Annotated in this window: 10 protein-coding genes and 3 tRNA genes; 11 read left to right on the forward strand and 2 right to left on the reverse strand. The window is 30.4% G+C overall.

From position 1 onward, the window contains the following. From ACESR5_RS11505 to ACESR5_RS11545, 9 genes are all read left to right on the forward strand, one after another. Nucleotides 1-77, forward strand: a tRNA-Ile gene (locus tag ACESR5_RS11505). 24 nt (nucleotides 78-101) lie between these two features. Beyond that, nucleotides 102-178, forward strand: a tRNA-Ile gene (locus ACESR5_RS11510). Nucleotides 179-194: 16 nt separating this feature from the next. Next, a tRNA-Ala gene (locus ACESR5_RS11515) sits at nucleotides 195-270 on the forward strand. Nucleotides 271-354: 84 nt separating this feature from the next. Next, complete coding sequence (bsh, locus tag ACESR5_RS11520) at nucleotides 355-1311, forward strand: choloylglycine hydrolase (RefSeq protein ID WP_373155898.1); 957 nt, start codon at nucleotides 355-357, stop codon at nucleotides 1309-1311. A 72-nt stretch (nucleotides 1312-1383) separates the two neighbouring features. Next, nucleotides 1384-2133 (forward strand): putative ABC transporter permease, encoded by a 750-nt coding sequence (locus ACESR5_RS11525; RefSeq protein ID WP_087244811.1) that lies wholly within the window; start codon nucleotides 1384-1386, stop codon nucleotides 2131-2133. Next, entirely contained in the window at nucleotides 2120-3136 is a 1017-nt protein-coding gene (locus ACESR5_RS11530; protein ID WP_373155901.1) for a PTS sugar transporter subunit IIC, read from the forward strand. The genes ACESR5_RS11525 and ACESR5_RS11530 overlap by 14 nt, the downstream gene beginning before the upstream one ends. Nucleotides 3137-3168: 32 nt before the next feature. Beyond that, on the forward strand, nucleotides 3169-4629 hold the full coding sequence (locus ACESR5_RS11535; protein ID WP_087244809.1) for a UDP-N-acetylmuramoyl-L-alanyl-D-glutamate--2,6-diaminopimelate ligase: 1461 nt from the start codon (nucleotides 3169-3171) through the stop codon (nucleotides 4627-4629). Nucleotides 4630-4667: 38 nt separating this feature from the next. Beyond that, nucleotides 4668-6062: a polysaccharide deacetylase gene (locus tag ACESR5_RS11540; RefSeq protein ID WP_191493092.1), complete on the forward strand. Its 1395-nt coding sequence runs from the start codon at nucleotides 4668-4670 to the stop codon at nucleotides 6060-6062. Between the two features lie 98 nt (nucleotides 6063-6160). Continuing rightward, nucleotides 6161-6787, forward strand: a complete 627-nt coding sequence (locus tag ACESR5_RS11545) for a hypothetical protein (protein WP_373155904.1) — start codon at nucleotides 6161-6163, stop codon at nucleotides 6785-6787. A gap of 36 nt (nucleotides 6788-6823) precedes the next feature. Here the strand turns inward: ACESR5_RS11545 and ACESR5_RS11550 are convergent, their stop codons facing one another. Both ACESR5_RS11550 and ACESR5_RS11555 read right to left on the reverse strand, forming a co-directional pair. Then, complete coding sequence (locus ACESR5_RS11550; RefSeq protein WP_373155907.1) at nucleotides 6824-7828, reverse strand: LacI family DNA-binding transcriptional regulator; 1005 nt, start codon at nucleotides 7826-7828, stop codon at nucleotides 6824-6826. Nucleotides 7829-8287: 459 nt separating this feature from the next. After that, a complete protein-coding gene (locus ACESR5_RS11555) occupies nucleotides 8288-13447 on the reverse strand; it encodes a discoidin domain-containing protein (protein ID WP_373155909.1) in 5160 nt (1719 codons plus the stop codon). Between the two features lie 505 nt (nucleotides 13448-13952). On the opposite strand from ACESR5_RS11555, the gene ACESR5_RS11560 reads away from it, so the two are divergent. Both ACESR5_RS11560 and ACESR5_RS11565 read left to right on the forward strand, forming a co-directional pair. Further along, entirely contained in the window at nucleotides 13953-15296 is a 1344-nt protein-coding gene (locus tag ACESR5_RS11560) for a glycoside hydrolase family 1 protein (RefSeq protein WP_373155911.1), read from the forward strand. 183 nt (nucleotides 15297-15479) lie between these two features. Beyond that, complete coding sequence (locus ACESR5_RS11565; RefSeq protein ID WP_373155913.1) at nucleotides 15480-16499, forward strand: LacI family DNA-binding transcriptional regulator; 1020 nt, start codon at nucleotides 15480-15482, stop codon at nucleotides 16497-16499. Nucleotides 16500-16578: the final 79 nt, after the last annotated feature.

The raw sequence follows: 16578 nt of genomic DNA on the forward strand, positions 1-16578 counted from the left end.
GGGCCTGTAGCTCAGCTGGTTAGAGCGCACCCCTGATAAGGGTGAGGTCGATGGTTCAAGTCCATTCAGGCCCACCATTAATAACTGTTATATATATACATGGGCCTGTAGCTCAGCTGGTTAGAGCGCACCCCTGATAAGGGTGAGGTCGATGGTTCAAGTCCATTCAGGCCCACCATGTATAATTGAATAATGGGGCTTTAGCTCAGCTGGGAGAGCGCCTGCTTTGCACGCAGGAGGTCAGCGGTTCGATCCCGCTAAGCTCCACCATTATGTATGTAACCTATATATCAATATAGGTTTTTTTGTTATTTGATAGAAATTGGTCTATAATGGTAATGAGGTGATTTTGATATGTGTACAGCATTTCAATTAAATGGGTATTTTGGTAGAAATTTAGATCTGGAAACAACATTTGGTGAACAGGTTGTATTGACACCAAGACATTATTCTTTTCCATTAAAAAATGGAACATTGTTTAAAAATCAATATGCAATGATTGGTATGGCAACAGTCGTGGAAAATTATCCATTATATGCTGAAGCTATGAATGAAAAGGGATTATGCATGGCTGGCTTATATTTTCCAGGGAATGCTCGTTATTTTCCTGAACAGGCCAACAAAACCAATATAACGCCTTATGAACTCATTCCCTATATCTTAGGGCAATATCAAAGCGTACAAGAGGTCAAAAAGGTTATTGATCGTTTTCATCTTTTGGATATTCCATTCCACGAAAAATTACCTTTAGCACCTTTACATTGGATCATTGCCGATCAAAAAGAGAGTCTGATTCTGGAATCAACAGAATCAGGATTGCAGGTTTATCAAGATGCTTTTCATATTTTAACCAACAATCCACCTTATCCTTATCATCAATGGAATGTCCATAACTATATGCATTTGACATCGTCTTATCCTCAAGATCATTTAACGGATCAATCATTGAAGCCTTATGGAAACGGATTTGGGACAATCGGTATTCCTGGTGATTTTTCACCTGCTTCACGTTTTGTGAAAACATTGTGGTTAAAGGAAAATGCTGTGATGAGTGAAAAAGAAGAAGAGAATATCAGTCAGATTTTTCATATTTTAGATGCTGTAGCAATGGTCAAAGGTTCAGTGAAAACAGCACAAAATCAGGATGATTATACGGTTTATTCTTGTTGTATGAGTATGAATGAAGGGGCTTATTATTACAAGACATATGAAAATAATCAAATTCATTGTATTCAAATGAAAAATAAAGTTTCTGCTTCACAATTATCCATCTACCCATTAAATAGACAACAAAATATTCAATATCAATGAAACTGCGTAAGCAGTTTTTTTCTTGCTTAATCATAAAAACGAAGTATAATATTTCTAGATAAGGAGTTTATTATGGAAAAATATATTAGTGCTTATATTGTAACTTTTTATATATATGGTTTTGCAGGATGGATTTGGGAATCTTTGATATGTCCAATTATGACGCGTCATAGAATTAAAAATAGTGGCTTTTTAAATGGACCTATTGTTCCAATATATGGTTTTGGAGCCATCACTGTCTCTCTTTTATTTTCTGCTAATGAAAGTTATTTATCTGTTTTTATTGAAGGAGCATTTGTGGCCTGTGTGATTGAATATATAACATCATGGGCTATGGAGAAACTTTATCATAGAAGATGGTGGGATTATTCTGATAAAGCTTTTCATGTTAATGGAAGAGTTTGTTTAGAAGGTTTTTTAGTTTTTGGTGTTTTTAGTGTTGTTGCAGTGAAATTTGTTCAACCTTATTTGTTAGAAAAAATCATGCAACATGGCTTAATTACATTGGTTGTGATAGCAACAATGTTAACGACAATATTTATCATTGATCTTATTTTTACAGTCGTATCATTAACACATTTGGATGAACGTTTAGATGAATTTATGAAGGATATAGAATCATCAATGCAAAAATTGATTGATGATGTTGAACAAAGTAAACACAGTTTTAATGAATTAATGGATTTATGGAAAGAAAATGATATCTCAAGTTATCGTCAATGGATACATGATAAATCTATGAGTGAGCGTCGTATTATGAAAGCTTTCCCTGCATTAATGAATCATCAAAGAAAAGAGGAAAAACAGGATGGCAAGAAATAGACATGAAAATTATATTGTAAGAACATTGAATGGATTGGCATATGGCTATTTTGTGAGTGTGGTCTTTGGTATCATCTTGAAACAGATTGGGACGGCTATTCATATCAATATGCTTTATCAATGGGGAGTCATGCTTGGTTATTTAATGGGACCTGCCATTGGTATTGCAATGGGCTTATGTATTGATGCTAGAGGGATGAATTTGTTGACGGCATTGCTGGCTGGAACGATCGGTGCCGGAACAATTGTTGTAGATGGTGGTCAGATATCGCTTGCGACGGGGAATCCATTGTTAGCTTATATAGCTGTCATTTTAGCAATTGAAGTAGGGCGTTTGGTACAGGGAAAAACACCTTTTGATATTTGGCTGGTACCAGTTATGTCAATTGGCTGTGCTGGTTTGGTTGTCTGGCTTATAGGACCATTTATGCATCAAATTTCTTTCTGGCTCAATAGTGTAATGAAACAATGTGCGACTATGCCTTCTGTTTTAATGGGAATGCTAGTTGCTTTATTAGCTGGTGTCATCACAACATCACCACTTTCATCTTTACTTTTAACAAGTATAATGGTTGATTTTAATGGTGTTGTTTTAGGAGCTGTACTGGCTGGAGTATGTAGTCAAATGATTGGATTTGCTGTGATGTCAATGAATGATAATCGTTTTGGTGAAGTTTTGGCTATTGGTTTAGGGACAAGTCTTTTACAGTTTAAAAATATTGTCAAACGACCTGTTATATGGATACCACCACTACTTGCCAGTATGTTAAGTGGAATGATTTCAGTGCTTTTTTCTTTACGTTGCAGTGTGCAAGGTTCAGCTATGGGACTAACAGGATTATTAGGATTAACGGATTCATTTTCAATCATGGCAACAACTTATTGGATACCACTGTTTTTGATAGATGTTGTTTTGCCAATGGTTGTTTGTTATAGTATATATAAAGCATTTAGAAAATTAAATTACATAAAAAATGGGGATTTACAAATATCTCAAATTTAAAGATAGATATCAAATGAGGAATGGTGAGGAAAATGAAATTAAATGAATTACTAGATGAAATGAATTATCAGTTCATTCAAGGACATTTAGATGAAGAAGTTTCACAAATAGATTATGATTCCAGAACAGTTCAATCAGGCAGTCTATTTGTTTGTATTCCTGGCGCAAAGGTTGATGGACACTCTTTTATTGATCAGGTTATTCAAAAAGGTGCAAAGGTTATTGTGATTGAACATCCAGTGGAATATCAGGAAGGAATCACTTATTTATTAGTTGATAATGCAAGAAAGGCTTTAGCGTTACTTTCTTGTGCTTTCTTTCATCATCCAAGTCGTCAAATGAAAGTCATCGGGATTACTGGAACTAAAGGGAAAACAACAACATCTTATATGGTGGCTTCTATTTTAGAAAAAGCTCATAAAAAAGTCGGCATTATTGGAACAATTGGTTCTATTGTAAATGGTGAATTTAGGAAAACAAAGAATACCACACCTGAATCTTTTGAACTGCAAAAATTAATGCATGAAATGGTGGAAGCAGGTTGTGAATATTGTGTTATGGAAGTTTCATCACAGGGACTTATGTTAGACCGTGTAACAGGTATTGATTTTGATATAGGTGTTTTTACGAATTTATCACCTGATCATATTGGTGAAAATGAGCACCGCTCTTTTGAACATTATATGTCATGTAAAAAACAATTGTTTCAAATGTGTCGCATTGGTTTATTCAACAAGGATGATGAACATTATTTAGATATGATAGATCGTGCTCACTGTCAGATTCAAACTTATTCTATAGATCAGGAAAGTGATTTACAGGCTTGCAACATCAATCTTTATCGTCAAGATAATATATTAGGTGTGACATTTGATACAAATGGTGTTATTTCAGCATCATTTCAAACGAATACACCTGGAAAATTTAGTGTCTATAATTCATTAGTCGCAATTATGATATGTCATCTTTTAGATATAGATGTTCCTTATATCCAAGAAGCTTTAAAACAAGTCAGTGTAAAAGGACGTGTAGAAATGGTACCAGTTCCTCGTCCATATACAGTTTTTATTGATTATGCACATAATGCGTTATCTTTTGATAGTATCTTATCGACTATGAGTGAATATCATCCTCACCGTATTTATTGTGTCTATGGATTAGGTGGACATAGAGATGTGCATAGACGTTATGGAGCTGGAGAAATTGTCGCAAAATATCATGCTTTCTCTATTTTAACAGCAGATAATCCACGTGGCGAATCAGTACAAAAAATCTGTCAGGATATTATTGAGGGGATCAATAAAGAAAATGGGGAATATATTGTTATAGAAGATCGTCAACAAGCCATTCATTATGCTCTTGAGCATGCTGAAGCTCATGATATTATTTTGTGTCTAGGAAAAGGGCATGAAGATTATCAGATTTTGGATGAAGAACCATTACCTTTTAGTGAAAGACAAATCATTGAAGAATATTTTCAACAGGAGGACTAAAAAAGACTTTTCATTCATATAGTATCTTGGTGATACATATGAAAAAAGTCTTTTTTTATACTTTTGTATTTTGTTTGATTGTCTTAATTGTTTATCTGTTTTTACAGCCACGTATAACTTTTGTGGATAAAGAAATTCATTTAGCGTTATATCAGGAAGTTGAACCGCTACAATATATTGAAAAACTTTCACATATCGAAGAAGATGAAATCAAGATTGATAATCAAGTTGATAATAGTCAACTTGGTCAATATAAAATAGTCTATTCTTATCATCAAAAAGTTTTTACTTTAATTGTTTATGTTGATGATATGTTACCTCCACAATTTGAAACACAAAATAAGACAATTTTGAAAGATGAAACAATATCTGCAAAAGAATTGGTTAAAAACATTCGTGATGATTCTAAAACAGAAGTTTATTTTCAGCAAAATTATACTTTTCATGAAGTGAAAACTTATAAAGTTGTAGTTGTTGTGGAAGATAGTTATGGAAATAAATCAGAGAAAAGTGCCTATGTACAAGTTCAGGCAAAAGATGAACAGCCACCAGTAGTGAGTGGTTTGACACCCATTACATTATTGATTGGAGATGAAATTGATTTAAAAAAAGATGTCATTGTTAAAGATGATCATGATGATTCACCAGTATTAACCATTGATGATTCTAAACTGAATATTCGTAAAATTGGAGAATATGAAGTTTATTATCATGTTAAGGATCAATCGGGTAATGAGGATACATTTATAAGAAAGATTGAAGTTTTAAGTCAATATGATAATCGTGAAGCTTTAAGTGATGGGAAGAAAACGTGCTATTTAACCTTTGATGATGGTCCATCATCAAACACCAAAGAAATTCTAGAAATTTTAGATCAATATCATATTAAAGCAACTTTTTTTGTGACAGGAACTTCTCCTAAAGATTTTCATTATATTAAAGAAGCATATCAAAAAGGGCATACAATAGGATTGCACACATATAGTCATGATTATGAATATATTTATAGTTCTTTAAAAAATTATATAAGTGATTTAAATAAAATTAAGGATGTTGTTTATCAACAAATTGGAATGAATGTGAATTTTATACGTTTTCCAGGTGGTTCCAGTAATCTTGTTTCTAAGAAATATAATGATGGTATCATGACACGTTTAACAAAAAAGGTTATTGATTTAGGATATCAATATTATGATTGGACTTCTATTAATGGTGATGGAGAAGGGATTAAAACGGTAGATGGTCTTAAAAAGAAAGCTATTGAAGAAATTGGGAATCGAGAAGATATTATGTTTTTGATGCATGATAGTGGAACACAAGAAAATACTGTCAAGGCACTGCCAGATATTTTAGATTATCTCATTGAGCAGGGATATGTTTTTCAGGTATTGGATGAAACTTCTCCAACGTTTCATCATCATGTTCAAAATTAAGAGATTTGTTTGTTATTATGTCAAAGAGTTTAGACTAAAAATAAATAAAATCGAGATAAAAACATCTCTTTGTTGTATAATAGACAAGAGGTGTTTTTATGCTTTTAAATGAACAACAATATCAACATGCATTCAATTTACTGTGTCATCCAGAACAGAAAAGTTTATTTTTATTAGAATTTGAACAATGGTTTGAGCAGGTTTTTCAATTAAAACTTTATGATTTTATTTATGATCAGACACATGATAATCAATCCAGATTGAAACTCATATTATGGAATCATGATGATCAACAAAAAATGAAGAATGGTATAAATTTTGATGAAACAAAGCAACAGAAAATTCGTGAACAATTCTTATTACTTTGTCAAAAACATCATATATCTACAAAGTGTCCTTCGATTATCAGTTATGATACATTGGAAGATGAAATAAGAAAAAGAATTTTAAACCAGGTACAAAAAGAAATACAAAATATTCATAGACCTTATATATGGAAAATCAAAATTATTTTTGATCAAGTTCATGTTTTCTATAAAACAGATGAGCAATGTGAAGCTTGCCAGCAAACTGGTATATCTCAAGAAATCAATCAAAAAATCTTAGACATAGTCAAGCCATTGGATTCATTTCATGTTTTTCATGACAATTTTTCGTGTGTTTTTACCAGTCAACAGACATTGAATGAAAAATATGATGGGAAAATGTTTAATTATATGCGTTAAAATCCTGAATTTTGAAACTCAGGATTTTTTATTCGTTTATTGTGTTGATTGTCTTTCAATTATATATGGTGATAACATGATTGTTTCAGGAATTGTATTTTCATGAATCATTTCATGAATTCTTTTTATAGATTTTTTTGCAATGATTTGTCTATTCACTTCTAATGTAGAAAGTGATGGAGTCATGTGAGAAGAAAATTCCATGTTATCAAAACCAATGATTTTAATATTTTGAGGAACTTTATATCCATTATACTGTAAAGCTTTTATGACGATTGCAGCATTACGATCATTTACACAAACAAATGCTTCAGGCATTTTTCTATAAGTTAATAGCATCTTTTGAATATACTGATAATCATTATTTAAGACAGCTTGTTCAATACCTTTTGTTAAATATATAAGTTCATATTTTTTAGGATGAAAGTGATTAATCATACATTGTCTATATCCATAGAATCGTTGTTTGAAATTAGATGATTTTTCAATATCACCGATAAATCCAATGTTTCTACAACCTTGTTTAATTAAATGAGCACAACTTAAATAGCCACCTAAAAAATCATTTGTAATAATATAATTTATATTCATATAGGGAATAGAATGATTGACACAAAGAATGTGTTGAGTATACAGTTTAAGCTGATATATCATTTCTTGAGATATTTTTCCTAATATAATAATTCCAGCAATATGTTGTTCACTAATACATTGAGGGATGATAAAATGATCGAGTGAATAATATTCCTCTAATATGCGATATCCAAAGATATTAGCTTCTTTTTTTAAGTTTTGGAGTATGTCCAAATAATAATATTTATCATTTTTCTTCTTGTTTTCAATCATAACGCAGATAGTTTTATTTTTCAGTATTGATTTCGCATTTAATTTTTTTTGAGAATATCCCATTGTTACAGCTAATTCTAGAATCTGCATTCTTAATTCTTGAGAAACACCTTCTTTATCATTTAATGCTAAAGAAACAGCATTAATAGAGATATTTAATTTTTCAGCAATATCTTTCATCGTTGTTTTACTCATCTTATCACATCCTAATTATGATTATAACATTAAAAAGAAAATATAATCAATAAAGAAAAATAGACTGATTGATTGAAAATCATTGTTGTAAAAGTAATGGTAATCTTTTAAAGTTTATACATTGTTTTTATAAAAGGTTTTTAAATAATATAATCAGACTTTTTAGTCATGAAGAAAATAAATGTTTCTTCTGTCATGGTTTAGAGTATATTTTATGAATAAATTCTATTTTTTAAGAAAAGTTGGAAAGCTAAGAAAAATAAAAGAGCATATATGAAATATCAAAAACGGTCTAAGAAGACCGTTTTATCAATACAACGTAATCACTTTTAATTTTTTTAAAATCATAGTATATGAATCCTAAAATAATCTAGAATTTACATGTGAAATTTCAAGTTATCATAAAAGCCAATCGTTCAAAAGTAACCAAATTTAAATTTTAACAAGTGATTTTTTTATTTATACTTTATTTTTAAGAAATGCCTTTTTATTTCTTTTTAATTTTAGAATTACAAGTCCAGAAATTGCAATAGCAATTATACCAGGGATAATGATTGAAGAATCACTTGTATCCACTGTATCTCCATTGACATTACGATTTTCACTATCAGTTTGAATAGAGTCAGAAGGTTTTAGTGGTTTGTTTGAGTCATTTGGATTGGAAGGTATTGCAGGGTTACCAGACTCATTAACTTCAACTTTCTTTAAACCATCATAAGCATCTTTGAGTTGTACATATACCTTTTGAACGTCTTCTTGAGTGGACTTTTCATTATCGTAAGTTTTTTGAGCTTCGATAAGTGCTTCATTCAATGCTTTGAAAGTTTCAGGAGTATAATCTTTAGAGTTGAGTCCTTTAGCTTTCTTGATTAGATCTCCTAAGTCTGTTTTATCGGCTTTTAGTACAAGGTTTTCAATGGTATCTTTTAATGTCTTTTCTGCTTCCTGTACTTCTTTTTGAGTAGCATTTTCATTATCATAAACTTTTTGAGCAATGCTAAGTGCTTCATTCAATGCTTTGAAAGTTTCAGAAGTATAATCTTTAGAGTTGAGTCCTTTAGCTTTCTTGATTAGATCTCCTAAGTCTGTTTTATTAGCTTTTAATACAAGGTTTTCAATGGCATTTTTTAATGTCTTTTCTGCTTCCTGTACTTCTTTTTGAGTAGCATTTTCATTATCATAAACTTTTTGTGCAATACTAATTGCTTCATTCAATGCTTTGAAAGTTTCAGGAGTATAATCTTTGGAATTAATTCCTTTAGCTTTTTCGATTAATTTTCCTAATTCTGTTTTATCAGCTTTTAATACAAGGTTTTCAATGGCATCTTTTAATGCTTTTTCTACTTCTTGCACTTCTTCTTGAGTGGCATTTTCATTATCATAGACTTTTTGTGCATTGGATAATACTTCTTTAAACTGAGCATAGCTATTTGGTGTATATTCAGATTCTTTTAAAGTATGAGCTTTATCCAATTGCGTTTTTAAATATGTTTTATCAGCTTTATATTGCAATTGTTCATTAGCTGCTGTTAAAGCATCATAAGCTTCTTTAACTTCTTGTTCAGTGACTTCTTCTTTTTCTAATACAGCTTTTGCTGTATCTAAAGCTTTTTTAAATGCTTCAAAGCTTTTTGGTGTATATAATGCTTCATCAGTATCTTTGACTGCATCATATAAAATACGTAAATCTTCTTTTAAAGCTTTTCCATAAACTTCAAATTCATAAATAGAATATCCATATTGAGTAGCTCTTTCAATTCCTTGCATTCTTACATAACGTAAAAGTTTGCTATCAAAATAAATATTGTCTATCTCTCCATCACCATCAGTAACATGTTGAATCTCAAAAAATTCGTTACCATCTAGTGATCCTTCAATCTTATATTCTTTACCATAAGCAGCTTCCCAAGCTAAAGAAACTTGATTGACATAGTACAAGCTTCCTAAATCTATAGTTATAGATTCGTTGTCGTTTGCATTTGATGCCCAACGTGAGATGTAGTTTGCATCAATAGCATCTATTGCCTTATTACCTCCATCTTCAGATGTAGCAGTTATATTTTTGTTTAAAGCAATATTTTGTGCATCTTGACCAGTTATTTTAATTTCAATACTCTTTTCAACTTGACTTCCATCTGTTGCTTTTGCAACAACTTTAACAATTCCATTTTCTTTAGGAATAAGTTTACCATCAGCAGTAATTGTTGCTAAATCTGTTTCAGTACCATCTTTATTGTAAACAGACCATTCTACAGTTTTAACAGTTGCATCATCAGGACTTATAATTGCACTCATTTGCAATGGCTTGTTTTTCGTATTAATTTCATTTTTTCCAGTTTCTGTTCTAATTTCAATATCTTGTACATATGTTTTTTCATATAATGTTCCATATAATTGAAATTCCCAGAGAGAAGGTCCATAATTTGTACCTCTTTTTATACTTTGAATTCTTACGTATCTAGTTGGTGTATCATCAAAGACGATCTCTTCTACTTCACCTTGACTATTATTTTGAACGTAAATATCCTGGAAATGTACATTATCCATTGATCCTTGGATTTTATATTCACTTAAATATGAATTTTCCCAATATAAAACAGTTTTATTAATATTGTATATATCACCTAAATCAACTGTAATCCATTGATTGTCATCTTGTACGCCTGCAGCCCATCGAGTGTTTGTATCTCCGTCAACTGCATTTTGACCTGGATTACTACCTTCAGAGTTTGAAACATAGACTTCTTTATTTAATGCTAAATTCTCTTTGTCTTGATTTTGTAATATGATGTCCATGTATCCTTCTATATTGCTTCCATCAACAGCTTTTGCAGTGACTCTTACAATACCATTTTTTAAAGGAATTAATTTTCCTGATGAAGTAATCTCTGCTAAATCAGTATCAGATCCATCAACAGTCGTTACAAACCATTCAACTCTTTTATCAGTTGCATTTTCTGGTTGCACTGTTGCAAATAGTTGAAGTGGTTTATTTTTTGTAGTAATAGTATCAACATTATTCTCTGAATTTATTTCAATTGAACCTACAGGTTCGGCAATGTGGTATTTTCCATAAACATCAAATTCATATAATGAAGCCCCATAATTAGATTTTTGATTTGTATAAATACGGACATATCTTCCTTCTGGTTGTTCTTCGTTAAATTCAAATCTTACAGTTTTTTCAGAGTTTCCTTCATCATCAACAGTAGCTATTGTTCTCCAATCTTGTGCATCAGATGAAACTTGAAGTTCATATTTTGGAGGACGAGCAGTTTCCCAACTTAAAATAATCAAGTCTAATTTTGCTGTCGTTCCCAAATCTACATAAATCCATGGATGGTCTTCACTTGGATTAGCAATCCAACGTGTTGTAGCATCACCATCAACTGCTAAATCCCCATTATTATGATTATCGTTGACAGAAGATGTTTTAGTTGTCTTTCCTTGGGACAGACTTGCTAATGTTTGTCCTGAAATTGTAACTAATTTTTCACTTTTTACACCACTACCATCTATTGAATTTGCAATAACTTTAATTTTACCATTCTTTTTAACGGTAACGACACCATCTTTTGATATCTCTGCTTTATCAGTTGGTTGTCCATTTTCATCAGTAATGCTCCAAATTATTCTTGGATCCATTATATTATCACTTGGAGTTAAAACAGCATTATATTTAGCGATTTGTCCTCTTTGTGTAATTTGATCAGGTCCTTCGATGCTTATATTTGTAATAAGTTCAGTTCCTTGATCTTCAAGTATTTTGGCATCTGAATGTGCAACAAGCTTATCATTAATATAAGTTGTATTATCTTGATATTTTACTGTACTATTTGGATCAGTCAATACAATAACACGTGCGGAATCAGCTAACATTTTAAATGTTTGTTTTCCTGTAACATTTTTAGCTAAATACATTCCAGCAGCAGAATCATATATATCATAATATATGTTTCCTAAATCTATTTCAACTTCTTTAGTTTCCATAAATGGATTGTAATATAAATATGTCTGATACATACTATTTTGATAGTAATCTGTTTTGTTGCAATCTAATTTTAAAATACCTTCAACGTTTGTTTCTTCAACTAATGCACCTAAGAAACCAGTATAGAAACCACCATATAGTCCAAAATTTGTTGTATTTTCTCCGGCCATCCAGCCTCCAGTTGCATTTTGTTTTGCATCTCCTGTTGCATAAAAGTTTTTCCCTTTATCATTTTTTCTAAGTGATTCATATGCTAGAACACTTTCTTCTAATTGACCTTTAAATTCGCCATCTGTCTGATGTTCAGCGCTCCATTCACTAGGTAAGAAATATTTTGAAGCATTAGCAATATTAATCGCCCATTTACCTGCCATTCTTGCATAACTTGGATCATATTTAGCAGCAGGTAAAATGGATGTTAATGGATAGATAGAATTAAAGAAATATGAATATCCGTTATTAGGTTCACCAGTCATTCCATAAACATCTATTCCATCTTGTGAATAATTAACACTTCCCCAATTTCTTACAGAACTACGAGAAGTTGTTGTAATCCAATTCCAAAACTTAGAAATATCATAGTTTGTTCCTACTTCAGCGTTCATCATTGCAGCTAAGTATACAGCATCAATGAGCATATTTTCATAATATGGATTTGATTCTAAGTCTTGTAAATAATCCATACATTCTTTGGCATAAGTTAAATATTTATCTTCTTTAAATATTTTATAAGCATAATAAAGAATACTTGCTGTTCCAGCTGCAGCATCAGGTTGTCTCCATCCAGGTTCAACGGCTTTCATGTTTTCAAAATCGAAGCATTGGATATCGAATAAACCTTTACCAGTCTCTTCGCTTCTTTGTTTTAATACATCAATCATTTTAACCATTTTATCAGCAATTGATTTTTGAATCTTTTTAACTTCTTTTGGTCGCCATTCAGGATTTAATTCAGATAGTCTAAAGAAATTTTGATTAGCGATTAATAAATACCAGAAATCACCATATGCGTTTGAAACATCTGTGTTTTGTAATTTACTATCAGAACCATTAGGCACATTCGTAATAACGCCATCTTTATTCCAATAATATTTTAATTCATTATCTAAATATGTATTAATTTCATAACCATTTTCAATTGTACTCTTACCTTTTAATTCTTCTGGTAATTCTTTATTCATATCAATTCCTAATAGTGAGGCAGAGATGAGTGCACTCGTAACAGAAATTGATTCTTGATCATCTTCACCATCATGGATTTTTCCATTAATTTCTCTATCGACAATAGGTCTATTTTCTCCGTAAAATGCTGGAATCATATATCCACCATATTTATCATCACGATAAATCGTCGAAAATTTTCGATTATCTTTTACTGAAAATTCAGTATTTTCATCAAAGTTAGTAGCAGTATGATCAAATACAAACTTAATTAATTTTTTTCCTCTGTCTTCCCAATCAATTAATTTATAGTTACTGGGAATATTAGGCATATCTTCAACTACTTCTAACAATCTTTGTTCAAGATTTCTTCCGGTGTTAGGTTCTTTAGCATGTACAATACATGTATTGGATATTGTCATTAAACAAGTCAAAGAACCTATTAATAATTTCCTTTTTAAATTCATTACTTTTCAATCCTCCCTTTCTAATATCAATTATCATCATTCGTAAATAAAGTTACAACATATATTTACTTGAAAAATTCGATATTTATCTTGAATATAAGTGTAATATATGTTTAATTCATGTTCTTATATTTAAAAAGTGCTTTATCATACAAATAAATTAAATATATTGTATTAATTATTTTTTTCTTCTATGAATGCTGATTGTATTGTAATCATTGAATTTTTAGATGGATATCTAAGTTGTGAGTTTTTCATTCATAATGGTTATAAAGGATTGGATATTAAACATGAAACAATGGATTTCCATTTTATGATCTATTATCTATAAGCTTAAAATTTATAGTCCTTAATACGAGATTTTCAATTATTTTGAAATTAATTTTTTCTTAAAATCAAAATTATTTTTCAAGTGAAAAGTTTATTTTTTCAAGTAAGAAATGATTGTATTTCAAGTAAGAACAAGAGATAATGTCGGTTGTAGTGAATGGAAGGAGTCAATATGATGTTAAGAAAAGATTTTTTATGGGGTGGGGCAGTCACTGCTCATCAAAGTGAAGGAGCTTATCAGGAAGGAGGAAAAGTTCCAGCTGTCTGTGATTTAACTGTAACAGGTGATTTCTCAGATTTTAAAGATGGTATTGATAGTTATCATAGATATAAAGAAGATTTTGATTTATTTCAAGAAATGGGATTTAATGCTTATCGTTTTTCTATAGACTGGTCTAGATTGATGAGTGATGAAAATACTTATAATGAAGCAGGTTTTCAATTTTATGATGAATTTATTGATGCCTTAAAAGAAAGAGGAATGGAACCTATTCCAACTTTATATCATTTTGAAATGCCAGTTTATTTACAAGAAAAATATAATGGTTTTGCGAATAGAAAAGTTGTTGATATTTTTGTAGAATTATGCAAAAAAATTGTAGATCGATATAATGATAAAGTTAATTATTGGATTATTTTTAATGAACAAAATGGTATCTTACAAAAAGGACCTAAAATGTTTTTTGGAGGAATTTGTCCTGAAGGAACGAATCCTCAGACATTTGATAATCAAATTATGCATAATACATTAATTGCACATAGCTTAGTTAATGATTATATTCACCAAAAAGGTGGAAAAGTCATGGGAATGGCAACTGTTGTTCAAAGTTATCCTGAAACTTGTCATCCTTTAGATACACTTGAAAGTATGAAAGCACAAAGTGAAGCTTATGTTTTCTTAGATGTATTTGCAAGAGGACATTATAATTCTTATTACTATGCAAATATGAAAAATGAAGGAACAATGCCTGAAATTCTTGATAGTGATTTTGATATTTTAAAATTAGGAAAAACTGATTATTTATCTATTAGTTACTATATGTCTACAATTTCTCATTATGGAGAACAAAGTTTAACAAATGTCAATGATGTTGTAATTAAGAAAAATCCATATTTGGAAATGTCTGATTTTGGATGGTCAATTGATCCTGTTGGATTAAGAATTACTTTACGTCAATTATACGATCGTTATGAAATGCCTATCTATGTAGTTGAAAATGGCTTTGGTTGTGATGATGAAATCAATGAAAATGGTGAAATCATTGATGATTATCGTATAGATTATATGCGTAAGCATATTGAAGAAATGAAAAAAGCAGTTGAAGAAGGTGTAGATTGTCGAGGATATCTTGTCTGGGGACCAGTTGATATTTTAAGCAGCCGTGCTAATATGAATAAAAGATATGGGATGATTTATGTCAATCGTAAAAATAATGATTTAAAAGATATGAAAAGAATGAAGAAAAAATCTTTTGATTGGTACAAACATGTCATTGAAACAAATGGAGAAGAATTATAAAAAAGCCATGTTATAATTGATATGGTAACCGCCCTTAACAGTATTTTATTAAGGGCGGACATCATATCATAACGACATGGTTTTTTCTATTTGATAATGATATACTATAAAAGATAAAAACAATTATAAAATATTTTTAAAAAGATATAATGAAAATAATAATGAGAATAAGAGGAATTAAAGATGAAGGTAACAATGAGAGATATCGCTGAAAAATTGAATATTTCGATTAATGCTGTATCCATTGCTTTAAATGATAAACCAGGTGTGAGTGATCAAATGCGTTTATTAATTTTACGTACAGCTGATGAAATGGGCTATATTAATGAAAAGAGGAAATATTTATCTGTGTTTTCAAGGTCTAATATTTGTATATTGATGCAGAGTTATTATGCTGATACAGGGCATTTTTATTCCATTGTTTTAAAATCTATTGTAGAAGAAGCTAAAAATTTGGGATATTCATCTATAATGAATTATTTTGAAGATCAATATATGAATATACCGGAATGTATTGTGGAAAGAAAAGTCGCTGGAATTATTATTGTTGGTAAGATTTCTGATATGAATTTAAGGAAATTAAAGACAACTGGAATACCTATTGTTTTGGTTGATTTTACATCATTGTATGATAGTTTGGATTGTGTATTAACCCATAATAAACAAGGTGGTTATATGATGACAAATTATATTATACAAAAAGGATATCGAAAAATAGGATTTTTTGGTGATTTAGATTATTCTTTAAGTTTTCAAGATCGTTTTTTAGGATATAAATTAGCTTTGATGAATCATCAAGTAATTAATACATTTAATGATGATGCCTATATTCAAAGATATTCATTTTTAGATAATATTGAAAAATATGTTCTCAATCACCAAACTGATGAGATAGAAAAAAGACTTCAATCAAAAGAATTGCCTGAAGTTTTGATTTGTGCTAATGATTCTAATGCTTTTATTGTTATACAGGCATTAACAAATTTAGGAATAAAAGTTCCTGAAGATATAGGTGTGACTGGCTTTGATGATACACCATTAGCTGCAAAGTTGAAACCGCCACTGACAACGATGCAAGTACAAAAAGAAAGTATGGGGAAGGAAGCAGTGCATCGTTTAGTGGATCGTATTCAAAGAAAGGATTATATTCAAAAAACAGAATTATTAAGTGTTCGTATTATAGAAAGAGCTTCTGTGAAGTAAGCTCAATGGAGTCAACTTAGTAAGTTGGCTCTTTTTTATTTTTTTGGAAATAAAAGAGTGTCTTTTTTACTTGTAGTTA

This window comes from Clostridium sp. AUH-JLR23 (genome assembly GCF_964238065.1).
Lineage (GTDB): Bacteria > Bacillota_I > Bacilli_A > Erysipelotrichales > Coprobacillaceae > Allocoprobacillus > Allocoprobacillus merdigallinarum.